This is a genomic window from Pseudomonas sp. AC193, from assembly GCF_979258075.1.
Genome location: NZ_OZ409832.1, coordinates 1,583,597 through 1,605,723 on the forward strand (window position 1 = coordinate 1,583,597; position 22,127 = coordinate 1,605,723).

Genomic DNA, 22,127 nt, shown 5'->3' on the forward strand with positions numbered 1-22,127 from the left:
TATGTTAAACCGCGAGCTCGAAGTCACCCTCAATTTAGCCTTCAAGGAGGCTCGTTCGAAGCGTCATGAATTCATGACCGTCGAACATCTCCTGCTGGCCCTATTGGATAATGAGGCTGCCGCCACCGTTTTGCGTGCCTGCGGCGCAAACCTCGACAAACTCAAGCATGACCTGCAGGAGTTCATCGACTCCACCACGCCATTGATCCCCGTTCATGACGAAGATCGCGAAACCCAGCCAACCCTGGGCTTCCAGCGTGTACTGCAGCGTGCTGTTTTTCACGTACAGAGCTCGGGCAAACGCGAAGTGACCGGCGCCAACGTGCTGGTTGCCATCTTCAGTGAGCAAGAGAGTCAGGCGGTGTTCCTGCTGAAACAGCAGAGCGTTGCGCGCATCGATGTCGTCAACTACATCGCCCATGGCATTTCCAAAGTGCCGGGGCATGGCGATCACTCTGAAGGTGAACAAGATATGCAGGACGACGAGGGCGGTGAGTCTTCTTCTTCAGGCAATCCTCTGGATGCGTATGCCAGCAACCTCAACGAACTCGCGCGCCAGGGTCGTATCGATCCGCTGGTCGGCCGTGAGTCAGAAGTCGAGCGTGTCGCGCAGATTCTCGCGCGTCGGCGCAAAAACAATCCGCTGCTGGTCGGCGAGGCGGGCGTGGGTAAAACCGCGATTGCCGAAGGCCTGGCCAAGCGTATTGTCGACAACCAGGTGCCGGATCTGTTGGCGGGTAGCGTCGTTTATTCGCTTGATCTTGGTGCTCTGCTCGCGGGCACCAAGTATCGCGGTGATTTCGAGAAGCGCTTCAAAGCGCTGCTCAATGAACTGAAGAAACGTCCGCAAGCGATTCTGTTTATCGACGAGATCCACACCATTATTGGTGCGGGCGCTGCGTCGGGCGGGGTTATGGATGCTTCAAACCTGCTCAAGCCGCTGCTGTCGTCTGGCGACATTCGCTGCATCGGTTCGACCACGTTCCAGGAATTCCGCGGCATCTTCGAGAAGGATCGTGCCTTGGCGCGTCGCTTCCAGAAGGTTGATGTCGTCGAGCCGTCGGTGGAAGACACCATCGGTATCCTGCGCGGCCTGAAAGGGCGTTTCGAGCAGCACCACAACATCGAATACAGCGACGAAGCACTGCGTGCCGCTGCTGAACTGGCGTCGCGCTATATCAATGACCGGCACATGCCGGACAAAGCCATTGATGTGATCGACGAGGCGGGCGCCTATCAGCGCCTGCAACCGGTCGAGAAGCGCGCCAAGCGCATCGAAGTGCCGCACGTCGAAGACATCGTGGCGAAGATCGCGCGAATTCCGCCGAAGCACGTCACCAGCTCCGACAAGGAACTGCTGCGTAACCTGGAGCGTGACCTGAAGCTGACGGTGTTTGGTCAGGACGCGGCGATCGATTCGCTGTCGACTGCGATCAAACTGTCCCGTGCTGGCCTCAAGTCGCCTGACAAGCCAGTCGGTTCGTTCCTGTTCGCCGGCCCGACCGGTGTCGGTAAAACCGAGGCCGCGCGGCAATTGGCCAAGGCGTTGGGCATTGAACTGGTTCGCTTCGATATGTCCGAGTACATGGAACGCCACACCGTATCGCGTCTGATCGGTGCGCCTCCAGGCTATGTTGGTTTCGACCAGGGCGGTCTGTTGACCGAAGCGATCACCAAGCAGCCGCATTGCGTATTGCTGCTCGATGAGATCGAGAAGGCGCATCCGGAAGTCTTCAACCTGCTGCTGCAGGTGATGGATCACGGCACACTGACCGATAACAACGGGCGCAAAGCGGACTTCCGCAATGTGATTGTGATCATGACCACTAACGCCGGTGCTGAAACGGCGGCGCGGGCTTCGATCGGTTTCACCCATCAGGATCACTCGTCTGATGCGATGGAAGTGATCAAGAAGAGCTTCACGCCGGAGTTCCGTAACCGTCTGGACACCATTATTCAGTTTGGTCGCCTCAGTCATGAGGTTATCAAAAGTGTGGTGGACAAGTTCCTTACCGAGCTTCAGGCGCAACTGGAAGACAAGCGTGTGTTGCTGGAAGTGACTGACGCGGCGCGTAGCTGGATTGCGGCGGGTGGTTATGATGCGGCGATGGGGGCGCGTCCGATGGCTCGTCTGATTCAGGACAAGATCAAGCGTCCGCTGGCGGAGGAGATCTTGTTTGGTGAGTTGGCTGAGCATGGTGGGGTTGTTCATATCGATATCAAGGATGGTGAGTTGACCTTTGATTTCGAGACCACTGCTGAGATGGCTTGATCGTTGTTGTTACGCTGAGGGCGCCTTCGGGCGCCCTTTTTGTTGTCTGGTGTTTTTGGGTGAATATCCGTTGTTGTGGTGATGGCTGGTTAGGGTTCCGCCCTTACGGCGGGTCACTTTTGCAGAAGCCCAAAAGTAACCAAAACGCTTTGCCCTGACGTTCGGCCCTCGCTAAGGCTCGGGTTCCTTCGCTCCGGGATTGATCCGGGGTTCAGCGCCTACGGTTTGCTTCGCTGCACCTCCTCTCGCTGTGTTTGGCTGCGCCAAACGGTCGCTGCGCTCCCACACCCGGATCAATCCCTCCACTCAGCCTGCCGATGGGCTCCGAGATCAAGATCAAGATCAAAAGCAGGCGAGCTGACACTCGGCCTATTGAGTGGTGAAGAGCGGGGCGCGCACGGCTTTTTGATATGCGTTGGATTCGCCCCTCACCCCAGCCCTCTCCCGAGGGAGAGGGGGCCGATTCGTGGGCTTTTCAAAATATGCGTTCGCCTCGGTATCGCAAGTCGGCGTATCTCTACCAATCCACGCGATCAGTCCCCTCTCCCTCCGGGAGAGGGCTAGGGTGAGGGGCTTTTGATTTTGATTTGGCCCTTGATCTGGCTCTGGCTCTTGATCTTCAGCCCCTTCGGCAGGCCGAGCGTAGGTGCCCATCAGGGGTAGGCGCGTAGCGCCATGCGGCGCAGCCGCATACATCGAGAGGAGGTGCAGCGAAGCAAACCGTAGGCGATGCCCCCTGATGGGCACCGGAGCGAGGGAACACTGAGCCTAAGCGAAGTGCCGTACGCCGGGGCCAAGCCTTTTGGGTTACCTTTTCGGCATCTGGAAAAGGTGACTCGCTGTAAGAGCGAAACCGCCAGCGGCATCACCCGCAGCAACGGATATGCCCCCAAAACCCAAAACCTCAAAAAACGCACAAACAAAAACGCCCGGCATAAACCGGGCGTCTTGTATTGACCTGATTAACGAGCGCGGTAAGTAATGCGCCCTTTGCTCAAGTCATAGGGCGTCAGCTCGACGCGCACTTTGTCACCGGTAAGAATACGAATGTAGTTCTTGCGCATCTTGCCGGAAATATGCGCGGTTACGACGTGCCCATTTTCCAACTCCACACGAAACATGGTGTTGGGCAGGGTGTCGACGACAGTGCCTTCCATTTCGAAGCTGTCTTCTTTCGACATGCAGTAAAGCCCTCGGTATCCAATGAATGGCCCGGTGCAACTGCGCCAGGCAAAAGCGGCGTGCATTGTGCCCGAAAAATGGGGTTTACGCCAAGGGGTTTAGGGCTTTGGTTTAGTTGAGGATGACCCAGCGCTGATTAATCAGCAGTTCAATGGGGCGATATTGGGTTTTGTAGTTCATCTTTTTGCAGTTCTTGATCCAGTAACCGAGGTAAACCGCCTCCAGTCCCAGGCGCTGGCTCTCGCTGATCTGCCAGAGAATGCCGAAGCGGCCAAGGCTACGGCGTTCTTCCGCCGGTTCGTAAAAGGTGTAAACCGCCGACAAGCCATTAGGCAGCAAATCGGTCACCGCCACGGCGAGCAACCGTCCGTCGAGACGAAACTCATAAAAACGCGAGAAGGGCAAATCACGCACCAGAAACGTCGAGAATTGATCACGGCTCGGCGGGTACATGTCGCCATCGGCATGGCGTTGTTCGATGTAGCGCTGATATAGATCGAAATATTCTTCACTGAATTGCGGTTTGACCGGGCGCACCTGCAAATCGGCGTTGCGCTTGAAAATGCGTTTCTGCTGACGATTGGGGGTGAACTGTGCGACGGGGATGCGCGCAGGCACGCACGCATTGCAGTTCTGGCAATGCGGGCGGTACAGATGATCGCCGCTGCGACGAAAGCCCATTTCCGACAGGTCTGCGTAGACATGCACATCCATGGGCTGACTCGGGTCGAGAAACAGGGTGGTAGCCTGCTCCTCAGGCAGATAACTGCAAGAGTGAGGTTGAGTGGCATAGAACTTCAGACGCGCCAACTCGGTCATGATCAACCCTCGGGATAAGCTGGTGAATTAAGTGTAAGCCACGCGCGCAAAAGTCGCTCAGCAAACCCAGGTGGCGCGACTGGGTTGATCCAGATGTCGGGCAAGGTAGTCAGCAAATTCCTGACGGGGAATCGAGCGGGCGCCAAGGCTGTGCAGATGATCGGTCGGCATCTGGCAGTCGATCAGCACAAAACCCGAATCTTGCAGATGGCGCACCAGCGTGGCGAAACCGTACTTGGAGGCGTTGTCGGCGCGGCTGAACATCGACTCGCCAAAGAACAGTTGACCCATCGCCAGCCCATACAGGCCGCCGACCAGTTCGCCCTGATCCCAAACCTCCACCGAATGCGCGAAGCCGCGTCGATGCAATTCAACGTAGGCGTCCTGCATCGCTTCGGTGATCCACGTGCCATCGGCGTAATCGCGGGGTGCGGCGCAGGCGCGAATGACCGCGTCGAAGTCTTTATCGAAGGTGACTTGATAGCGTTCCTTGCGCAGGAGTTTGCCGAGGCTGCGCGAGACGTGCAGTTCGTCGGGAAACATCACCGTGCGCGGATCCGGCGACCACCAGAGAATCGGCTGGCCTTCGGAAAACCATGGAAAGCAGCCGTGACGATACGCCTGAATCAAACGATCGGCGGACAGATCACCACCGGCGGCGAGCAGTCCGTTGGGTTCGCGCATGGCCTTTTCCAATGGCGGAAAAGTCAGGGAGTTGCGTTGTAACCAAGTCAGCATGGCATCCAGGCTTGCAGAAGGGGAGGGCGGGGCGGGCTGTTCGGCCCGCGATAAAGTGTGCCGTTAAATGACAGGAATGTCGTCCAGAGACTGCTCGCTCATGCAGCCGAATGGACGCGGCTGCAACTTGGCGTCGAGGCTGTGGTCGTAAACGATCGCTATGGCAGCCCGTGTGGCGTGTTGATGCAAGCGTTCCATCAGCGCCGTGCCGGAGTTGAGGATGATCAGGCGTGAATGCTTCGCTGCGTTCATCAAATACACCTCATAAGCCTTTGTCACAAAAGGTAATGCATGCTCAAATTGGCCCGTGGGTTTTGTGTGCTTGACTATGCTTTACCCTGGGGTTTGAAGCATGGCATCGCACGTACAAACCCGTACAATGCCGGGCTGTTACAGAATATTCGCGTTGTGCCGTGTTTTTAAAAGCCACGGCGCAGTGTTAAAAGTAGTCTCAGTTGCGCTCGTTCACTTTGTTACCTGCCTGGATTGGGCAGTTTTTTATCGTCATTCAATAGATGGACGCGCCATTGGCGCAGGAAAAGTAGCGTTTTGAAGAAATCCACCGCAGCACCCAAAACAGTCGTTCCGCTCTGGCGCCAACAGTTGCACTACCGGCTCAAGGAAGGTGCATTGATCGCCATCGGCGCTTTGTGCCTGTTCCTGATGATGGCCTTGCTCACCTACGGCAAGGACGATCCGGGCTGGAGCCACAACAGCAAGATCGACGACGTGCAGAATTTCGGCGGCCCGGCGGGCTCCTACAGCGCTGACATCCTGTTTATGGTGCTGGGTTACTTCGCCTACATCTTCCCGTTGCTGCTGGCGATCAAGGCTTATCAGATCTTCCGTCAACGCCACGAACCATGGCAGTGGAGCGGCTGGCTGTTCTCCTGGCGCCTGATCGGTCTGGTGTTTCTGGTGCTGTCCGGCGCTGCGCTGGCGCATCTGCATTTCCATGCCGCGTCGGGTCTGCCGGCCGGTGCCGGTGGTGCGTTGGGCGAAAGCCTCGGCAATCTGGCGAAGAACGCGCTGAACATTCAGGGCAGCACGTTGTTGTTCATCGCGCTGTTCCTGTTTGGTCTGACGGTGTTCACCGACCTGTCGTGGTTCAAGGTGATGGACATCACCGGCAAGATCACCCTCGACCTGTTCGAACTGTTCCAGGGCGCGCTCAATCGCTGGTGGTCGGCGCGTACCGAGCGCAAGCAACTGGTCGCGCAACTGCGTGAGGTCGATGATCGCGTGCATGACGTGGTCGCGCCGACGGTGACCGACAAGCGCGAGCAGGCCAAAGTCAAAGAACGCCTGATCGAACGTGAGCAAGCGCTGAGCAAGCACATGTCCGATCGCGAGAAACAGGTTCCGCCAGTGATTGCTCCGGCGCCGGCCAAAGCGCCCGAGCCAAGCAAGCGCGTGCAGAAAGAGAAACAGGTGCCGTTGTTCGTCGACAGCGCCGTGGAAGGCACCTTGCCGCCGATCTCGATCCTCGATCCTGCGGAAAAGAAACAACTCAATTACTCGCCGGAATCCCTGGCAGCGGTCGGCCACTTGCTGGAGATCAAGCTCAAGGAATTCGGTGTTGAAGTGACCGTCGACTCGATCCACCCGGGTCCGGTGATTACCCGTTACGAAATTCAGCCTGCCGCCGGCGTCAAAGTCAGCCGCATCGCCAACCTCGCCAAAGACCTTGCGCGTTCGCTGGCCGTGACCAGTGTGCGGGTGGTTGAGGTGATTCCGGGCAAGACCACGGTCGGTATCGAGATTCCCAACGAAGACCGGCAGATCGTGCGCTTCTCGGAAGTGCTGTCGACGCCTGAGTACGACAACTTCAAATCGCCGGTCACTCTGGCGCTGGGCCATGACATCGGCGGCAAGCCGGTCATCACTGACCTGGCGAAGATGCCGCACTTGCTGGTGGCCGGTACGACCGGTTCCGGTAAGTCGGTGGGCGTGAACGCGATGATTCTGTCGATCCTGTTCAAGTCTGGCCCGGAAGACGCCAAGCTGATCATGATCGACCCGAAGATGTTGGAGTTGTCGATCTACGAAGGCATTCCGCACCTGCTGTGCCCGGTCGTGACCGACATGAAGGACGCTGCCAACGCCCTGCGCTGGAGCGTTGCCGAGATGGAACGCCGCTACAAGCTGATGGCGAAGATGGGCGTGCGTAACCTGTCCGGCTTTAACGCCAAGGTCAAGGAAGCGCAGGACGCCGGCGAGCCGTTGAGCGATCCGCTGTACAAGCGCGAAAGCATCCACGACGAAGCGCCGCTGTTGCAGAAGCTGCCGACCATCGTCGTGGTCGTCGACGAATTCGCCGACATGATGATGATCGTCGGCAAGAAGGTTGAAGAACTGATCGCCCGTATTGCGCAGAAGGCGCGTGCGGCCGGTATTCACTTGATCCTCGCGACCCAGCGGCCGTCGGTGGACGTGATCACCGGTCTGATCAAAGCGAACATTCCGACGCGCATGGCGTTCCAGGTGTCGAGCAAGATCGACTCCCGGACGATCATCGATCAGGGCGGCGCCGAACAACTGCTTGGCCACGGTGACATGCTCTACATGCCGCCGGGCACCAGCCTGCCGATCCGGGTTCACGGCGCGTTCGTCTCCGACGAAGAAGTTCACCGTGTGGTGGAAGCGTGGAAACTGCGCGGCGCTCCTGAATACAACGACGACATCCTCAACGGTGTCGAAGAGGCGGGCAGCGGCTTTGAAGGCAGCAGCGGTGGCGGCGATGGCGATGATCCGGAAGCTGACGCGCTGTATGACGAAGCCGTGCAATTCGTCCTCGAAAGCCGTCGCGCCTCGATTTCTGCTGTGCAGCGCAAGCTGAAGATCGGCTACAACCGCGCCGCCCGGATGATCGAAGCCATGGAAATGGCCGGCGTCGTCACCTCAATGAACACCAACGGTTCGCGTGAAGTCCTGGCCCCGGGCCCGGTTCGCGACTGAATCCAGAAGCAAGAGGCGGGACAATGATGTTCCGCCGCTCTCCCAACGAGTATTCAAGAGGACTCCCATGCGTCTTATCCGCATGCTGTTGCCAGTACTGGCGTTGACCACCCTCACGGCTCACGCCGATGACAAGGACGTGGCGCGTCTGACCCAATTGCTGGAAACATCGAAAACCCTGACCGCCAACTTCTCGCAGCTGACCCTCGACGGCGGCGGCACCCAGTTGCAGGAAACCACCGGCAACATGACCCTGCAGCGCCCGGGCCTGTTCTACTGGCACACCAATGCGCCGGCCGAGCAGACCATGGTCTCTGATGGCAAGAAAGTCACCCTGTGGGATCCGGATCTGGAACAGGCGACCATCAAGAAGCTCGACGAGCGTCTGACCCAGACTCCGGCGCTGCTGTTGTCCGGCGACGTGTCGAAGATCAGCCAGAGCTTCGACATCACCGCGAAAGAAGCGGGCGGCGTGATCGACTTCACGCTGAAGCCGAAAACCAAAGACACCCTGTTCGACAACCTGCGCCTGTCGTTCCGCAACGGTTTGCTTAATGACATGCAACTGATCGACAGCGTCGGCCAACGCACCAACATCCTGTTCACCGGGGTGAAGGCCAACGAGCCAGTGCCGGCCTCCAAGTTCAAGTTCGACATCCCCAAGGGTGCGGATGTAATCCAAGAGTAAAATGCAAAATCCTTTGTAGGAGTGAGCCTGCTCGCGATAGCGGTGGGTCAGACAATGCATCTGTGACTGACAAATCTAATCGCGAGCAGGCTCACTCCTACAAAATCAAAAGCATGATCGGCAACCGATTCAAATAGAGGTTTCAACGCTACGTGATGGATCTGTTTCGCAGTGCACCGATTGCCCAGCCACTGGCCGCGCGTTTGCGTGCGACCAATCTGGATGAGTACGTCGGTCAGGAGCACGTGCTCGCTCGCGGCAAGCCTCTGCGTGAGGCGCTGGAGCAGGGTGCTCTGCATTCGATGATTTTCTGGGGGCCGCCGGGCGTGGGTAAAACCACCTTGGCGCGGTTGCTCGCGGAAGTCTCGGACGCGCACTTCGAAACGGTTTCGGCGGTACTCGCCGGGGTCAAAGAGATCCGTCAGGCGGTTGAGATCGCCAAGCAGCAGGCCGGTCAGTACGGCAAGCGCACAATTCTGTTCGTCGATGAAGTCCACCGTTTCAACAAGTCGCAGCAGGACGCATTCCTGCCGTACGTTGAAGACGGCACGCTGATCTTCATCGGCGCCACCACCGAAAACCCTTCGTTCGAACTCAACAACGCCTTGTTGTCGCGGGCCCGCGTCTACGTGCTGAAAAGCCTCGACGAAGCGGCGCTGCGCAAACTGGTGCACCGCGCACTTACCGAAGAGCGCGGGCTGGGCAAGCGCAATCTGACCCTCAGCGATGAAGGTTTCCAGATGCTGCTGTCCGCCGCCGATGGCGATGGCCGGCGTCTGCTTAATCTGCTGGAAAACGCCTCCGACCTGGCCGACGACAACAGCGAGATGGGCATTGATCTGCTGCAGAGTCTGCTCGGCGATACGCGTCGGCGCTTCGACAAGGGCGGCGAAGCGTTCTACGACCAGATTTCGGCGCTGCACAAATCGGTACGCGGTTCCAACCCCGACGGCGCGCTGTACTGGTTCGCGCGGATGATCGACGGTGGTTGCGATCCGCTGTACCTGGCTCGGCGCGTGGTGCGCATGGCCAGCGAAGACATCGGCAATGCCGACCCGCGCGCGCTGAGCCTGTGCCTCGCTGCGTGGGAAGTGCAGGAGCGCCTCGGCAGTCCGGAGGGCGAATTGGCCGTGGCGCAAGCCATCACCTATCTGGCCTGCGCGCCGAAAAGCAACGCGGTGTACATGGGTTTCAAAACTGCCCTGCGCGCCGCCGCCGAACACGGTTCGCTGGAAGTACCGCTGCACTTGCGCAACGCGCCAACCAAACTGATGAAACAGTTGGGCTACGGCGACGAATACCGTTACGCCCACGATGAACCGGACGCTTATGCCGCCGGCGAAGACTATTTTCCGGACGAACTCGACCCGATCCCGTTCTACCAACCGGTGCCGCGTGGCCTGGAGTTGAAGATCGGCGAGAAGCTCAACCACCTCGCCCAACTCGATCGTTTAAGTCCTCGGCAGCGGAGAAAATAGTGCTTCCATTGATCATTGCGGTGTCTGCCGGCGGCGTTGCTGGCACTTTGTTGCGCTTCGCCACCGGCAATTGGATCAACGCCAATTGGCCGCGGCACTTCTATACCGCGACGCTGGCCGTTAATATCGTGGGCTGCCTGCTGATCGGCGTGTTGTATGGCCTGTTTTTGATACGCCCGGAAGTGCCGATCGAGGTGCGTGCCGGGTTGATGGTCGGCTTCCTCGGGGGCCTGACGACTTTTTCATCCTTTTCACTGGATACGGTGCGCCTGCTGGAAAGCGGGCAAGTGCCGCTGGCCCTGGGCTACGCGGCACTCAGCGTATTCGGCGGGCTGCTCGCGACGTGGGCTGGCCTGTCTTTGACCAAACTTTGATAACGAGAAACCGACATGCTCGATTCCAAACTGTTACGTAGCAACCTTCAGGACGTAGCGGACCGCCTGGCTTCCCGTGGCTTTGCCCTGGATACCGCGCGCATCGAAGCGCTGGAAGAACAGCGCAAGACCGTCCAGACCCGCACCGAAGCACTGCAGGCTGAGCGTAACGCGCGTTCCAAATCCATCGGTCAGGCCAAGCAGCGCGGCGAAGACATCGCGCCGTTGATGGCGGACGTCGAGCGCATGGCGGGCGAATTGAGTGCCGGTAAAGTCGAGCTGGACGCGATCCAGACCGAACTGGACTCGATCGTGCTGGGCATTCCTAACCTGCCGCACGAATCCGTGCCGGTCGGCAAGGACGAAGACGACAACGTCGAAGTGCGCCGCTGGGGCACGCCGACCGCTTTCGATTTCGAAGTGAAAGACCACGTTGCCCTCGGCGAGAAGTTCGGCTGGCTGGACTTTGAAACCGCCGCCAAGCTGTCCGGCGCGCGTTTCGCCCTGCTGCGTGGCCCGATCGCCCGTCTGCACCGCGCCTTGGCGCAGTTCATGATCAACCTGCACGTCAACGAGCACGGCTACGAAGAGGCTTACACGCCTTATCTGGTTCAGGCCCCGGCGCTGCAAGGCACCGGTCAACTGCCGAAATTCGAAGAAGACCTGTTCAAGATCGCCCGCGAAGGCGAAGCCGATCTGTACCTGATCCCGACTGCCGAAGTGTCGCTGACCAACATCGTCGCTGGCGAAATCGTCGATTCGAAACTGCTGCCGATCAAATTCGTTGCCCACACCCCGTGCTTCCGCAGTGAAGCCGGTGCATCGGGTCGCGACACCCGCGGCATGATCCGTCAGCACCAGTTCGACAAAGTTGAAATGGTGCAGATCGTTGAGCCGTCGACCTCGATGGAAGCGCTGGAAGGCCTGACCGCCAACGCTGAAAAAGTCCTGCAACTGCTCGGTCTACCGTATCGCACCCTGGCGCTGTGCACCGGCGACATGGGCTTCAGCGCGGTCAAGACTTACGATCTGGAAGTGTGGATTCCGAGCCAGGACAAGTACCGCGAAATTTCGTCGTGCTCGAACTGCGGCGACTTCCAGGCGCGTCGTATGCAAGCGCGTTTCCGCAACCCGGAAACCGGCAAGCCTGAGCTGGTGCACACCCTGAACGGTTCCGGTCTGGCCGTCGGCCGTACCCTGGTTGCCGTGCTGGAAAACTACCAGCAGGCCGACGGTTCGATCCGTGTGCCGGACGTGCTGAAGCCGTACATGGGTGGCCTTGAGGTCATCGGCTAAATGAAATATCTGCCGCTGTTTCACAACCTGCGCGGCAGTCGTGCGTTGGTCGTCGGTGGGGGGGAAATTGCCTTGCGCAAATCCCGCCTGCTGGCCGATGCCGGTGCGCTGCTGCGGGTGGTCGCACCTGAAATCGAATCGCAGCTGCGTGAGCTGGTCGCAGCTTCTGGCGGCGAATGCCTGTTGCGCGGTTACGTCGAGGCGGATCTGGACGGTTGCGGGCTGATCATCGCCGCCACCGACGATGAAACGCTGAACGCACAAGTCTCCACCGATGCTCACAAGCGCTGCGTGCCGGTCAACGTGGTCGACGCGCCTGCCTTGTGCAGCGTGATCTTCCCGGCGATCGTCGATCGCTCGCCGCTGATCATCGCCGTGTCCAGCGGTGGCGACGCGCCGGTGCTGGCGCGACTGATTCGCGCCAAGATCGAAACCTGGATTCCCTCGACTTACGGCCAATTGGCCGGGCTCGCCGCACGTTTCCGTAATCAGGTGAAAAGCCTGTTTCCGGATGTGCAGCAGCGTCGCGGATTCTGGGAGGACGTGTTCCAAGGGCCGATTGCCGACCGCCAACTGGCCGGGCAGGGCGCCGAAGCCGAGCGTCTGTTGCAGGCCAAGATTGATGGCGAAGTAACGGTTACCACCGGTGAAGTGTATTTGGTCGGCGCAGGGCCGGGTGATCCGGATCTGCTGACGTTCAAGGCTTTGCGTCTGATGCAGCAAGCCGACGTGGTGTTGTACGACCGTTTGGTCGCGCCAGCGATTCTTGAGTTGTGCCGTCGCGATGCCGAGCGCGTGTATGTCGGCAAGCGCCGTTCAGATCATGCAGTGCCGCAGGATCAGATCAACCAGCAACTGGTTGATCTGGCCAAGGCCGGCAAGCGCGTGGTGCGCTTGAAGGGCGGTGATCCGTTTATCTTCGGCCGTGGCGGCGAAGAGATCGAAGAACTGGCGGCGCATGGGATTCCATTCCAGGTGGTGCCTGGGATTACCGCAGCCAGTGGTTGCGCGGCGTATGCCGGGATTCCGCTGACCCATCGTGATTACGCGCAGTCAGTGCGCTTTGTCACCGGGCATTTGAAGGACGGTTCGACCGACCTGCCCTGGGCCGACCTCGTCGCCCCGGCGCAGACGCTGGTGTTCTACATGGGCCTGGTGGGCTTGCCGGTGATCTGCGAGCAGTTGATCAAGCACGGTCGCGCGGCGGATACCCCGGCGGCGTTGATTCAGCAAGGCACCACGGTCAATCAGCGAGTCTTTACCGGCACGCTGGCGGATCTGCCACGCATGGTGGCGGAGCATGAAGTGCATGCGCCGACATTAGTGATCGTGGGGGAAGTGGTGCAACTGCGCGAGAAACTGGCGTGGTTTGAAGGGGCTCAGGCGCAGGTCTGAGTCAGATCAAAAGATCGCAGCCTTCGGCAGCTCCTACAGAGAACGCATTCTCATGTAGGAGCTGCCGAAGGCTGCGATCTTTTGCTTTTTGCTGTTAGCCCTTCAACCAAACCCCTTTCCCAGCCAACCGCGCCCGATCATGGGCCGCCGTGAAATCCTGCTCCGGCCCCTTCGGCACAATCCCCGTCGGGTTAATGGTCTTGTGACTGCCGTAGTAGTGGTTCTTGATGTGCTGAAAATCCACCGTCTCGCTAATCCCCGGCAGCTGATACACCTCACGCAGCCAGTTCGACAGATTCGGGTAATCGGCAATCCGTCGCAGATTGCACTTGAAGTGCCCGTGATACACCGCGTCAAAACGAATCATCGTGGTGAACAGGCGCACATCGGCTTCGGTCAGGTACTCGCCGGTCAGATAGCGATTCGCACCTAAAACCCGCTCCAGATTATCAAGCTCAGCAAACACCTCATCGAACGCTTGTTCATACGCCTGTTGCGACGTGGCAAACCCCGCGCGGTACACGCCGTTGTTCACGGCCGGATAAATTCGATCGTTCAGTGCATCGATCTCGCTGCGCAGTGGCGCCGGGTAGAAGTCCAGCTCGTTGCCGGTCAATCCATCAAACGCGTTGTTGAACATGCGGATGATCTCCGCTGATTCATTACTGACGATGCGTTTGAGCTTTTTGTCCCACAGCACCGGCACGGTGACGCGGCCGGTGTAGTCGGCGGTGTCAGAGGTGTAGCGCTGATGCATGAATTCAAAGCCATCGAGTTTGTCGCCGGTCGAGCCCAGCGCTTTGTCGAACGTCCAGCCGTTTTCCAGCATCAACCAACTGACCACCGAAACGTCGATCAGACTTTCCAGACCTTTGAGTTTGCGCAGGATCAGCGTGCGATGTGCCCATGGACAAGCGAGTGACACGTAGAGGTGATAGCGACCGGCCTCGGCGGCAAAACCACCTTCACCGCTCGGGCCGGGCTCGCCGTTGGCGGTCACCCAGTTGCGGCGTTGCGCCTGTTCGCGCTGGAACGCGCCGTCTTTGCCGCTTTCGTACCACTTGTCCTGCCAGTGGCCATCGACGAGTAAACCCATGATCAAGACTCCGTAAATCAGTAAACGTTGGAGTCGAGTCTATTCCTGTGAGTTCGAACAAAAAGCGCAAAGATCGGGCGTGAATGATCGGTTAAATCGATTTGTCCCGCGCAGCCCAGTATTGCTCGGCGGTTTCGAAGGCTTGTTCACGCGGTTGGCCAAGCCCGCGCAGGGCCAGCGCCATCGTCGAGATCAGCGCCATTTGTGGGTAGCTGTCGACCACGTCGCCGCGCCACACGGCTTTCAAGTGCTCAATATCCAGCGATGAAGGTTTGACGTGGCGTTGCGCCGACATCTGCGGCCATTCCTCATCCCAGCTCTCGCCGCCAGTGGTGCCGTAGAGGTGGCTGTTTGCATCCGGGTTGATCTCGATTTCGCCGCCATCACCCTTGACCACAATCGCTGTGTCGCCGAGCAGGCCGCTGGCATCGCGGTGCACCGCTTGGTAGCCGGGGTGGAAAATACTTTGCAGCCCGCAGCGTGCGCCCAGTGGATTGAGAATCCGCGCCAGCGAATGAATCGGCGAGCGCAGACCCAAGGTGTTGCGCAGATCGATCATGTTCTGCAACTGCGGCGCCCAGTCCACCAGCGGCATAAATGCGAGGCCGCCGTTGTCCAGCGCCGTGCCGACCTGTTGCCAGGTGCGACACAACGGGATGTTCAACTCGCCGAGCAGTTGCTCGCTGTACAGCCGCCCGGCGGTGTGCGCGCCGCCGCCGTGCATGAAGATGCGCACGCCGTTCTTCGCCAGGCACTTGGCGGCCAGCAGGTACCACGGCAGATGGCGCTTCTTACCGGCGTAGGTCGGCCAATCCAGATCGACGTTCAGCGCCGGCGCCTGCAAGCGTTCCCGCAAGGCTTCGGTGAAACCGGCCATTTCCTCGGCGCTTTCTTCCTTGTGGCGCAGCAACATCAGGAACGCACCGAGCTGGGTGTCCTCGACCTTGTCGTCGAGCACCATGCCCATGGCTTCGCGCGCTTCTTCGCGCGTCAGGTCACGGGCGCCGCGTTTGCCCTTGCCGAGGATGCGTACGAACTGGGCGAATGGATGTTCGGCAGGCGTTTCGAGGGTCAGCGCTGGAAAGTCGGTCATAAGCAGTTCGTCGGTTTGGGCAGGCCCGCCAGTTTTGCGGCGAGTTTGGCAGGGGTGCCTTTGAACAGTCGGTTCAGGTGCAGGCTGTTGCCTTTTTCCACACCGAGTTTCAGCGCGGTGTACTTGATCAGCGGACGCGTGGCCGGGGACAACTGGAATTCGGCGTAGAAGCTGCGCAGCAATTCGAGGACTTCCCAGTGTTCGGCGGTCAACTCAATCTCTTCGGCAGCGGCGAGGGCGCTGGCGACATCCTGCGACCAGTCGCTGAGGTCAACGAGGAAACCATCCTTGTCCAGTTCGATGGCGCGGGCGCCGACGGTCATGGAATTCATAGCCAGCTGTTGACCTTGTCGTGATGGATCGACAGTTCGACGAAGGCCGGGTAATCGATCACTTCGGCCCAGTCAGGAACTTGGATGGCGCGCGCCTGCGCATCTTCGGCCAGAACGAACAATTTGATCTGGCGGTTGTGCAGCGCGGTGAACGGCGCGGTGCCCGGTTGCAACGCGTAGACCGCATCGCCGGACAGCAATAAAGCATCAGCGCCGCCGATCACGCGCAGGCAACTGGTCAGGCGATCGTCGCCGAACGGGGAATGAGACAACACATGCAAAGTCGACATCAGAGGGTGATCACCTGGTCGTAGCGGTCAATAAGGGCGGTGATTTGCTCGGCGGCCAGCGGCGCGGCTTCGTCCAGCGACAACGTGCTGAGGCCGCGGGCGCTGGCGCTGTCGGCGCAATAGAACAGCTCTTCAACACCGAACATCGGCAGCGCTTGCAGGTTGGCGCTGAGGTCTTTCTGCTGCAGCGCTTTCGCGTTTTGCCCGGCGCTGAGTTGCAGCACGCCGTCATCGAGAAACAGCAATCCGATCGGCAGATCGAACGCACCGCCGGCCAGCACGATGTCCAGCGCTTCGCGGGCGCCGGGGCCCGACCATGGCGACTGGCGGCTGATGATCAACAAGGATTTAGCCATCTCATGCACCTCCGAAGCAGATCAGGCGATCGGCATCTTGCACCGCATCATGCAACTGACCGAGGCCGGACAATTCCCACGGCGTGCTGACCGAAATCGCTTCGCGCTGGTAACGCTTGGCTTCTTCCGCGTTCAGGGCGCCACGGCGCAGGGCGGCGGCGATGCAGACCACGCCGTCGAGCTTCTGCTCGGTAATAAACGCGCGCCATTGCTTGGGCAAGTCGAGTTCGTCCTGCGGGGTGACCACCGCGTCGGAGGCGTTGTAGACGCCGTCCTGATAGAAAAACAGCCGGACAATCTCATGCCCACCGGCCAGTGCCGCCTGCGCAAACAGCAGGGCACGGCGCGAGGAGGGCGCATGGGCGGCGGAAAACAACGCGATGGCGAACTTCATGACGGACTCGATCAGCAAAACTGCGGCCATGATAAAGCTTTATGGCGACAGCCGCGAAATCCAAGTTGCAGGCGATCAAAATGTGGGAGCGGGCTTGCTCGCGAAAGCGGTGGGTCAGTTGAAATGTATTTGACTGACCCACCGCTTTCGCGAGCAAGCCCGCTGCCACAGGGATTTTTGGTGTCCTTGGTTAGCGGGGCATGTAGCCGAGTTGCCAGCGTCGCGGGATTCTGAGGGAAAGCAGGCCGATCATCGCGGCCAGCACAGCGCTGACAAACATGGCCTTGAGGCCCAGATGCTGTTCCAGCACCGCCCCCAAAATGGCGCCGATAAACATCCCGCTCCACGGCACCAGTTGCACCCGCCAGCCGCTGCGCCGTTCGCCGAGCATCCAGCGCCCCAGTCCTCGGCCAAATCGCGACAGCGCGCCGGTCACGTAGGTCAGCCCGACCGGCAGGCCATTCACTTCCTCGACCGCCGCGTTGAGCATGCCCATCGCAATGATCGCGGCCAGCAGTGCCGGCAGTTGCGCGTCGAACGGCCACGCTGCCGAGGTGCTGAGCAGGGTGGCGATGCACAGCAGCAGCGGCAGCGCGCGTCGCCCACCGAGGCGCGCGACGAGTACGCCCAAGGCATTACCGAGGATGAACGTCGCGACAAGAATCACCAGGCGCAAGGTCAACCCGAGATCACCTTCACTGATCGCCACCGCCAGTCGTGTGGTGTTCCCGCTCATGAACGAAACGAAATCGCCGCTGGCCATGAAACCGATGGCATCGGTCATGCCGGCCAGTACCGACAGGCTGGCGACCAGCGCCAGACCCACGCGTCCGCGCCATTTCTGCGTGTGCAGATGGCCGGGGCTGGCGCGATGAGTCGAGGCGGAAGGCAGCATCGGCGAAAGGATCCTTGGCGTGGCGGTTAAGGTTCTATCCCATACAGGTCGCAGTATTCCAGCCAGTCCATGCCGGCCATTTCCGCCACCTCGCGATGCACTTCCAGGCGCTGCGCCTGATATTCCTCAGGCGAATCAGCGGTCAGCTGCAACGTCAGTTCCCAGGCAAACAACCCCAGTTTGTCCGCCTCTTCTTCAAACGCCTCATGCAGACGTTCTTCGCGGTATTGCGCCTGGGTTTCGCCCTTGGCCTGAGCCAGCAGAGGATTGAGGTGGTCGAGGCTTTCGCGCAATTCAGGGCGCGCATCGAGAAACAGTTTCAGGGCGTGTTCATGTCGCTGATCGGTAGGCGCCATGGGTTTTCCTTGTGAGGCTGATGACCTTAGGTTGCCGCAGCGGCGAGTGCCTGTCTCGCTATAAATGCAGTAAAGCAGAACGATTTCCGCTTGCGGCGGTGATACAGTCCGCTTTTTTCCGAATGAGCGAATGCAATGCGAATTCTGATGGTAGCGCTGGCGGCGACGGTTCTGGCCGGTTGCGCAGGTTCGGCGATGGACGATGCGCGCACCCAGGCGCCTTATAAAGTCATGACCTCGGACAAAGCCGAGAAGCTCGTGGCGCAGTGCGTGCAATTCGCCTGGCAAGACGAGGCGGTATTTGGCGTGGACGCGGGGGCTTATCTGCAACCGGGCAAGAAGGGCGGTTCGACGGTGTACACCCGTTCGGCGGAGTCGTTCGTTGACCTGAGCACGGAGCCGTCGGGGACGACGCTGAACTACTACGCGCAGAAAGATGATTTTGTCGCGAAGCGGCGGTTGGCGGCGTTGGCGACTTGCCTCTGATTATTGGGTGAATTGACGGCCGCCTTCGCGAGCAGGCTCGCTCCCACAATTTGAAATGCATTCCAATGTGGGAGCGGGCTTGCTCGCGAAGGGGCCGTCACATTCAGTCAATCAACCGCTTCTGGAAAAAATGCCGCTTATGCCCCAGCGGATAATCAACAATCTCACCGCACTCGGTATACCCGACCTTCTTGTAAAACTCCGGCGCCTGAAACGAAAAGGTGTCGAGCCAGATCCCCACGCAATCCTTCTCTCGCGCAAAATCTTCAGCCATCTGCATCAATTTCGAACCGATGCCCTGACCGCGCCCCTCCATCGGCACGGCCAACAATTCAATGAACAACCAGCGATAAAACGTGTGGCCATACAGGCCGCCGAGCACAGCGTCGTGCTCGTCGCGCACCAACAGCGCGATCGGTTCCCACGCCGATGGGCCGGCCTGGGAGACGTTATGTGCGCGCAGTGGCGCCAGAATCGCCGCGCGGTGTTCTTCCGTGGGTGTTTGCGTTAACTCGATGCGCAAGTTCATGCAGGACTTCCTTGTAGGATAATTCGCCAGCGTATCCTGCCCGGTGGTCTGCTTCCAAGTCCCTGCGCAAAACCGGTGGAACCGTCGCTCGCGCGTCGCGGTCTAGCTTTTACAGCGTCATTCCAGCACGCGGTTGATGAGGACACGCCATGAATATTTTTGAAGCCCTTCGTGAAAGCCACGACCGCCAGCGCACTTACGCCAAAAGCCTGATCAAAACCAGCGGTGACACCCCAGAGCGGGTTGAGGCTTACAAACTGCTTAAAGATGAACTGCAAGCCCACGAAACCGCCGAAGAACGTCACTTCTACATTCCGTTGATGGAGTGCGATGCCGGTGTCGACCTCAGTCGTCACGCGATTTCCGAGCACCATGAAATGGACGAGATGATGGAAGAGCTCGACGAGACCGAGATGTCGAGCCCGGCGTGGTTGGCGACGGCGAAGAAGTTGTCGGAGAAGGTGCATCACCACCTGGAGGAAGAAGAGCAGAAGTTCTTCCAGATGGCCGGCAAATTGCTCAATGAGAAGCAGAAGGTGCAGCTCGCCGGACAATATGAAAAAGAGTATCAGGAGCAGGTCGACGCCAAGTAGATCAAAAGATCGCAGCCTTCGGCAGCTCCTACAGGAGATCGAATTGCAAATGCAGGGGCTGCCGCGGGCTGCGATCTTTTGATGTTAAAGCTCCCTCCAGCGTCAGCAAATGCTCCTTGGCCTCCAGCCCGCCCGCAAACCCGGTGAGTTTCCCCGACGCGCCAATCACCCGATGACACGGCGCCACAATCGAAATCGGATTACGCCCATTCGCTGCGCCCACCGCCCGCACTGCCGAAGGATTGCCGATCTGCGCGGCAATCTGGCTGTAGCTGCGCGTCTCGCCAAACGGAATGGTCAGCAACGCCGCCCACACCTGTTTTTGAAAATCAGTGCCGACAAAATCCAGTTCCAGATCGAATCGATCGCGGGTGCCGGAAAAATATTCTTGCAGCTGCCGAGCGGTTTTTATCAGGATCAGATTGTCTGGTGCTGCGCTCATCGGCCCGAGGCGCACGCGGTTCGGTTTGTCGTTTTCCCAGAGGATGGCCGCCAGTCGTGAACCGTTCGCGACCAGCTTCAACTCGCCGACGGGCGAGGGCAGGGTGATGAAGGTAAAAGCCATGCAGGCCAGCTCCGGTTCAGGGCATTGATGGCGCTCAGCATACTGCCTGCGTGGGGAGGCGCAATGCGCAATCGCGACCATACTGCTTGTTGCTCTTGAAGCGTTCACCTCTGTTTTGCACAGACCCTAAAAACAAAAAAGAGATCGACTCATGAAGTACGAACCTTTGGCCAAATCGCTGATAGCGACCTCATTGGCACTCAGCTGTCTGATGGCTCACGCGGCCTCGGTCGCACCGGTCGCTGCCGAAAACGGCATGGTGGTCACCGCGCAACATCTGGCGACCCACGTCGGCGTCGATGTGTTGAAAAGCGGCGGCAACGCGGTGGATGCCGCCGTCGCGGTGGGTTACGCGCTGGCGGTGGTTTACCCCGCAGCGGGCAACCTCGGCGGTGGCGGTTTCATGACCATTCAACTGGCTGACGGGCGCAAGACCTTCCTCGATTTCCGCGAAAAGGCGCCGCTGGCCGCGACCGCCAATATGTATCTGGACAAGGAAGGCAACGTCATTCCTGATCTGAGCACGCGCGGCCACTTGGCGGTCGGCGTACCGGGCACCGTCTCCGGCATGGAACTGGCGCTGAGCAAGTACGGCACCAAGCCGCGCAAAGACATGATCGCCCCGGCCATCAAACTGGCTGAAGACGGTTTCGAACTGGAGCAGGGCGACGTCGAGCTGCTGGAATATGCCACCGATGTGTTCAAAAAGGACATGCGCGATTCCGGCTCGATCTTCCTGCACAACGGCGAGCCGATGCAGGTCGGGCAGAAACTGGTGCAGAAGGATCTGGCTAAAACCCTGCGCACCATTTCCGAAAAAGGCACCGACGGCTTCTATAAAGGCTGGGTCGCCGATGCGATCGTGACGTCGAGTCAGGCCAACAAGGGCATCATCACCCAGGCCGACCTCGACAAATACAAGACCCGCGAATTGGCGCCGGTCGAGTGTGATTACCGTGGCTACCACGTGGTTTCCGCGCCACCGCCAAGCTCCGGCGGTGTGGTGATCTGCCAGATCATGAACATCCTCGAAGGCTATCCGATGAAGGATCTGGGCTTCCATTCGGCCCAGGGCATGCACTATCAGATCGAAGCGATGCGCCACGCGTACGTGGATCGCAACAGCTATCTGGGTGATCCGGATTTCGTCAAAAACCCGATCGAACATCTGCTCGACAAGAACTACGCAACGAAACTGCGCGACGCGATTCAACCGCAAAAGGCTGGCGTCTCGGCCGAGCTGAAACCGGGTACCGCACCGCATGAAGGCAGCAACACCACGCACTATTCGATCGTCGACAAGTGGGGTAACGCGGTTTCGGTCACTTACACCCTCAACGACTGGTTCGGCGCGGGCGTGATGGCGAGCAAGACCGGGGTGATCCTCAACGATGAAATGGACGACTTCACCTCCAAGGTCGGCGTGCCGAACATGTACGGTCTGGTGCAGGGCGAAGCCAACGCGATCGCGCCGGGCAAGGCACCGCTGTCGTCGATGAGCCCGACCATCGTCACCAAGGACGGCAAAGTGGTGATGGTGGTGGGCACGCCGGGCGGTAGCCGGATCATCACCGCGACCTTGCTGACCATGCTCAACGTCATCGACTACGGTATGGGCCTGCAGGAAGCAGTCGATGCGCCGCGCTTCCACCAGCAGTGGATGCCGGAGGAAACCAACCTCGAAGACTTCGCGGCGAGTCCCGACACGAAGAAGATTCTCGAGAGCTGGGGCCACAAGTTTGCCGGCCCGCAGGATGCCAACCACATCGCCGCGATTCTGGTCGGCGCACCGTCGCTGGGCGGTAAGCCGGTTGGCAAAAACCGCTTCTACGGTGCCAACGATCCACGGCGTAATACCGGGTTGTCATTGGGTTACTAAGGCGCGTAAAAACGGGGCGGGCCCATGTCCGCCCCTGTTTCATGGACTGATCAAGGAAGGCTC

The 22,127-nt window shown here is 59.4% G+C and carries 25 protein-coding genes; 11 read left to right on the forward strand and 14 right to left on the reverse strand.

Annotated elements, in window-relative coordinates; genetic code table 11:
- Position 1: 1 nt before the first annotated feature.
- A complete protein-coding gene (clpA, locus tag ACZZ0D_RS07285) occupies positions 2-2,272 on the forward strand; it encodes an ATP-dependent Clp protease ATP-binding subunit ClpA (protein WP_053121600.1) in 2,271 nt (756 codons plus the stop codon).
- Positions 2,273-3,234: 962 nt separating this feature from the next.
- On the opposite strand, the gene infA is transcribed toward clpA, so the two are convergent.
- The 4 genes from infA to ACZZ0D_RS07305 all read right to left on the reverse strand — a co-directional run bounded on the left by infA (position 3,235) and on the right by ACZZ0D_RS07305 (position 5,263).
- On the reverse strand, positions 3,235-3,453 hold the full coding sequence (gene infA / locus ACZZ0D_RS07290) for a translation initiation factor IF-1 (protein WP_002553999.1): 219 nt from the start codon (positions 3,451-3,453) through the stop codon (positions 3,235-3,237).
- Positions 3,454-3,565: 112 nt separating this feature from the next.
- Positions 3,566-4,273, reverse strand: a complete 708-nt coding sequence (locus ACZZ0D_RS07295; RefSeq protein ID WP_053121598.1) for an arginyltransferase — start codon at positions 4,271-4,273, stop codon at positions 3,566-3,568.
- A 57-nt stretch (positions 4,274-4,330) separates the two neighbouring features.
- Positions 4,331-5,011, reverse strand: coding sequence for a leucyl/phenylalanyl-tRNA--protein transferase (aat, locus tag ACZZ0D_RS07300; protein WP_053121596.1), 681 nt, complete (start codon positions 5,009-5,011; stop codon positions 4,331-4,333).
- A 63-nt stretch (positions 5,012-5,074) separates the two neighbouring features.
- Entirely contained in the window at positions 5,075-5,263 is a 189-nt protein-coding gene (locus tag ACZZ0D_RS07305) for a hypothetical protein (protein WP_400652208.1), read from the reverse strand.
- Between the two features lie 297 nt (positions 5,264-5,560).
- On the opposite strand from ACZZ0D_RS07305, the gene ACZZ0D_RS07310 reads away from it, so the two are divergent.
- From ACZZ0D_RS07310 to cysG, 6 genes are all read left to right on the forward strand, one after another.
- Positions 5,561-7,969 (forward strand): DNA translocase FtsK, encoded by a 2,409-nt coding sequence (locus tag ACZZ0D_RS07310; RefSeq protein ID WP_053121593.1) that lies wholly within the window; start codon positions 5,561-5,563, stop codon positions 7,967-7,969.
- Between the two features lie 67 nt (positions 7,970-8,036).
- Complete coding sequence (gene lolA / locus ACZZ0D_RS07315) at positions 8,037-8,657, forward strand: outer membrane lipoprotein periplasmic chaperone LolA (protein WP_053121592.1); 621 nt, start codon at positions 8,037-8,039, stop codon at positions 8,655-8,657.
- A 155-nt stretch (positions 8,658-8,812) separates the two neighbouring features.
- Entirely contained in the window at positions 8,813-10,135 is a 1,323-nt protein-coding gene (locus tag ACZZ0D_RS07320) for a replication-associated recombination protein A (protein ID WP_053121590.1), read from the forward strand.
- Entirely contained in the window at positions 10,135-10,509 is a 375-nt protein-coding gene (gene crcB / locus ACZZ0D_RS07325) for a fluoride efflux transporter CrcB (protein WP_053121588.1), read from the forward strand. Before ACZZ0D_RS07320 ends, crcB begins: the two co-directional genes overlap by 1 nt.
- A gap of 15 nt (positions 10,510-10,524) precedes the next feature.
- Positions 10,525-11,805, forward strand: coding sequence for a serine--tRNA ligase (serS, locus tag ACZZ0D_RS07330; protein WP_053121586.1), 1,281 nt, complete (start codon positions 10,525-10,527; stop codon positions 11,803-11,805).
- Complete coding sequence (cysG, locus tag ACZZ0D_RS07335) at positions 11,806-13,200, forward strand: siroheme synthase CysG (RefSeq protein ID WP_463552786.1); 1,395 nt, start codon at positions 11,806-11,808, stop codon at positions 13,198-13,200. It abuts the gene before it with no gap.
- Positions 13,201-13,294: 94 nt separating this feature from the next.
- On the opposite strand, the gene ACZZ0D_RS07340 is transcribed toward cysG, so the two are convergent.
- The 6 genes from ACZZ0D_RS07340 to tusD form a co-directional block, all read right to left on the reverse strand.
- Positions 13,295-14,296 (reverse strand): glutathione S-transferase family protein, encoded by a 1,002-nt coding sequence (locus ACZZ0D_RS07340; RefSeq protein WP_463552787.1) that lies wholly within the window; start codon positions 14,294-14,296, stop codon positions 13,295-13,297.
- A 91-nt stretch (positions 14,297-14,387) separates the two neighbouring features.
- Complete coding sequence (locus ACZZ0D_RS07345) at positions 14,388-15,389, reverse strand: glycosyl transferase family protein (protein ID WP_463552788.1); 1,002 nt, start codon at positions 15,387-15,389, stop codon at positions 14,388-14,390.
- The gene (locus tag ACZZ0D_RS07350; RefSeq protein WP_159815199.1) at positions 15,386-15,721 is read right to left on the reverse strand and encodes a TusE/DsrC/DsvC family sulfur relay protein; all 336 of its coding nucleotides are present in this window, start codon (positions 15,719-15,721) and stop codon (positions 15,386-15,388) included. Before ACZZ0D_RS07350 ends, ACZZ0D_RS07345 begins: the two co-directional genes overlap by 4 nt.
- Positions 15,718-16,011, reverse strand: coding sequence for a sulfurtransferase complex subunit TusB (gene tusB, locus ACZZ0D_RS07355; RefSeq protein WP_401237362.1), 294 nt, complete (start codon positions 16,009-16,011; stop codon positions 15,718-15,720). The genes ACZZ0D_RS07350 and tusB overlap by 4 nt, the downstream gene beginning before the upstream one ends.
- A complete protein-coding gene (tusC, locus tag ACZZ0D_RS07360; protein WP_212544686.1) occupies positions 16,011-16,367 on the reverse strand; it encodes a sulfurtransferase complex subunit TusC in 357 nt (118 codons plus the stop codon). The genes tusB and tusC overlap by 1 nt, the downstream gene beginning before the upstream one ends.
- Position 16,368: 1 nt before the next feature.
- Positions 16,369-16,761: a sulfurtransferase complex subunit TusD gene (gene tusD / locus ACZZ0D_RS07365; RefSeq protein WP_212544685.1), complete on the reverse strand. Its 393-nt coding sequence runs from the start codon at positions 16,759-16,761 to the stop codon at positions 16,369-16,371.
- On the opposite strand from tusD, the gene ACZZ0D_RS07370 reads away from it, so the two are divergent.
- Entirely contained in the window at positions 16,760-16,894 is a 135-nt protein-coding gene (locus tag ACZZ0D_RS07370) for a hypothetical protein (protein WP_463552789.1), read from the forward strand. The genes tusD and ACZZ0D_RS07370 overlap by 2 nt on opposite strands.
- A gap of 57 nt (positions 16,895-16,951) precedes the next feature.
- Here ACZZ0D_RS07370 and ACZZ0D_RS07375 read toward each other — a convergent pair whose 3' ends face one another.
- Positions 16,952-17,656: a YoaK family protein gene (locus ACZZ0D_RS07375; protein ID WP_463552790.1), complete on the reverse strand. Its 705-nt coding sequence runs from the start codon at positions 17,654-17,656 to the stop codon at positions 16,952-16,954.
- A 26-nt stretch (positions 17,657-17,682) separates the two neighbouring features.
- Positions 17,683-18,012 (reverse strand): DUF6388 family protein, encoded by a 330-nt coding sequence (locus ACZZ0D_RS07380; RefSeq protein WP_212544684.1) that lies wholly within the window; start codon positions 18,010-18,012, stop codon positions 17,683-17,685.
- A gap of 135 nt (positions 18,013-18,147) precedes the next feature.
- On the opposite strand from ACZZ0D_RS07380, the gene ACZZ0D_RS07385 reads away from it, so the two are divergent.
- Entirely contained in the window at positions 18,148-18,498 is a 351-nt protein-coding gene (locus ACZZ0D_RS07385; RefSeq protein WP_053121569.1) for a hypothetical protein, read from the forward strand.
- Between the two features lie 103 nt (positions 18,499-18,601).
- Here the strand turns inward: ACZZ0D_RS07385 and ACZZ0D_RS07390 are convergent, their stop codons facing one another.
- Positions 18,602-19,027, reverse strand: coding sequence for a GNAT family N-acetyltransferase (locus ACZZ0D_RS07390; protein ID WP_463552791.1), 426 nt, complete (start codon positions 19,025-19,027; stop codon positions 18,602-18,604).
- Positions 19,028-19,176: 149 nt separating this feature from the next.
- On the opposite strand from ACZZ0D_RS07390, the gene ACZZ0D_RS07395 reads away from it, so the two are divergent.
- Complete coding sequence (locus ACZZ0D_RS07395; protein WP_401237367.1) at positions 19,177-19,620, forward strand: hemerythrin domain-containing protein; 444 nt, start codon at positions 19,177-19,179, stop codon at positions 19,618-19,620.
- 28 nt (positions 19,621-19,648) lie between these two features.
- Here ACZZ0D_RS07395 and ACZZ0D_RS07400 read toward each other — a convergent pair whose 3' ends face one another.
- Positions 19,649-20,185, reverse strand: coding sequence for a methylated-DNA--[protein]-cysteine S-methyltransferase (locus tag ACZZ0D_RS07400; protein ID WP_463554769.1), 537 nt, complete (start codon positions 20,183-20,185; stop codon positions 19,649-19,651).
- Between the two features lie 151 nt (positions 20,186-20,336).
- Between ACZZ0D_RS07400 and ggt the strand changes: the two genes are divergently transcribed.
- Complete coding sequence (gene ggt / locus ACZZ0D_RS07405) at positions 20,337-22,064, forward strand: gamma-glutamyltransferase (RefSeq protein WP_212544682.1); 1,728 nt, start codon at positions 20,337-20,339, stop codon at positions 22,062-22,064.
- Positions 22,065-22,127 lie beyond the last annotated feature (63 nt).

Coding starts and splice junctions, on each gene's coding strand:
- ACZZ0D_RS07340 (WP_463552787.1), bottom strand. CDS start 14,296: ATGGGTTTACTCGTCGATGGCCACTGGCAGGACAAGTGGTACGAAAGC.
- ACZZ0D_RS07390 (WP_463552791.1), bottom strand. CDS start 19,027: ATGAACTTGCGCATCGAGTTAACGCAAACACCCACGGAAGAACACCGC.
- ACZZ0D_RS07320 (WP_053121590.1), top strand. CDS start 8,813: ATGGATCTGTTTCGCAGTGCACCGATTGCCCAGCCACTGGCCGCGCGT.
- ACZZ0D_RS07395 (WP_401237367.1), top strand. CDS start 19,177: ATGAATATTTTTGAAGCCCTTCGTGAAAGCCACGACCGCCAGCGCACT.
- lolA (WP_053121592.1), top strand. CDS start 8,037: ATGCGTCTTATCCGCATGCTGTTGCCAGTACTGGCGTTGACCACCCTC.
- ACZZ0D_RS07400 (WP_463554769.1), bottom strand. CDS start 20,185: ATGGCTTTTACCTTCATCACCCTGCCCTCGCCCGTCGGCGAGTTGAAG.
- clpA (WP_053121600.1), top strand. CDS start 2: ATGTTAAACCGCGAGCTCGAAGTCACCCTCAATTTAGCCTTCAAGGAG.
- aat (WP_053121596.1), bottom strand. CDS start 5,011: ATGCTGACTTGGTTACAACGCAACTCCCTGACTTTTCCGCCATTGGAA.
- tusC (WP_212544686.1), bottom strand. CDS start 16,367: ATGGCTAAATCCTTGTTGATCATCAGCCGCCAGTCGCCATGGTCGGGC.
- ACZZ0D_RS07295 (WP_053121598.1), bottom strand. CDS start 4,273: ATGACCGAGTTGGCGCGTCTGAAGTTCTATGCCACTCAACCTCACTCT.
- infA (WP_002553999.1), bottom strand. CDS start 3,453: ATGTCGAAAGAAGACAGCTTCGAAATGGAAGGCACTGTCGTCGACACC.
- ACZZ0D_RS07305 (WP_400652208.1), bottom strand. CDS start 5,263: ATGAACGCAGCGAAGCATTCACGCCTGATCATCCTCAACTCCGGCACG.
- tusD (WP_212544685.1), bottom strand. CDS start 16,761: ATGAAGTTCGCCATCGCGTTGTTTTCCGCCGCCCATGCGCCCTCCTCG.
- ggt (WP_212544682.1), top strand. CDS start 20,337: ATGAAGTACGAACCTTTGGCCAAATCGCTGATAGCGACCTCATTGGCA.
- serS (WP_053121586.1), top strand. CDS start 10,525: ATGCTCGATTCCAAACTGTTACGTAGCAACCTTCAGGACGTAGCGGAC.
- tusB (WP_401237362.1), bottom strand. CDS start 16,011: ATGTCGACTTTGCATGTGTTGTCTCATTCCCCGTTCGGCGACGATCGC.
- ACZZ0D_RS07345 (WP_463552788.1), bottom strand. CDS start 15,389: ATGACCGACTTTCCAGCGCTGACCCTCGAAACGCCTGCCGAACATCCA.
- ACZZ0D_RS07375 (WP_463552790.1), bottom strand. CDS start 17,656: ATGCTGCCTTCCGCCTCGACTCATCGCGCCAGCCCCGGCCATCTGCAC.
- ACZZ0D_RS07350 (WP_159815199.1), bottom strand. CDS start 15,721: ATGAATTCCATGACCGTCGGCGCCCGCGCCATCGAACTGGACAAGGAT.
- ACZZ0D_RS07380 (WP_212544684.1), bottom strand. CDS start 18,012: ATGGCGCCTACCGATCAGCGACATGAACACGCCCTGAAACTGTTTCTC.
- cysG (WP_463552786.1), top strand. CDS start 11,806: ATGAAATATCTGCCGCTGTTTCACAACCTGCGCGGCAGTCGTGCGTTG.
- ACZZ0D_RS07370 (WP_463552789.1), top strand. CDS start 16,760: ATGACGGACTCGATCAGCAAAACTGCGGCCATGATAAAGCTTTATGGC.
- ACZZ0D_RS07385 (WP_053121569.1), top strand. CDS start 18,148: ATGCGAATTCTGATGGTAGCGCTGGCGGCGACGGTTCTGGCCGGTTGC.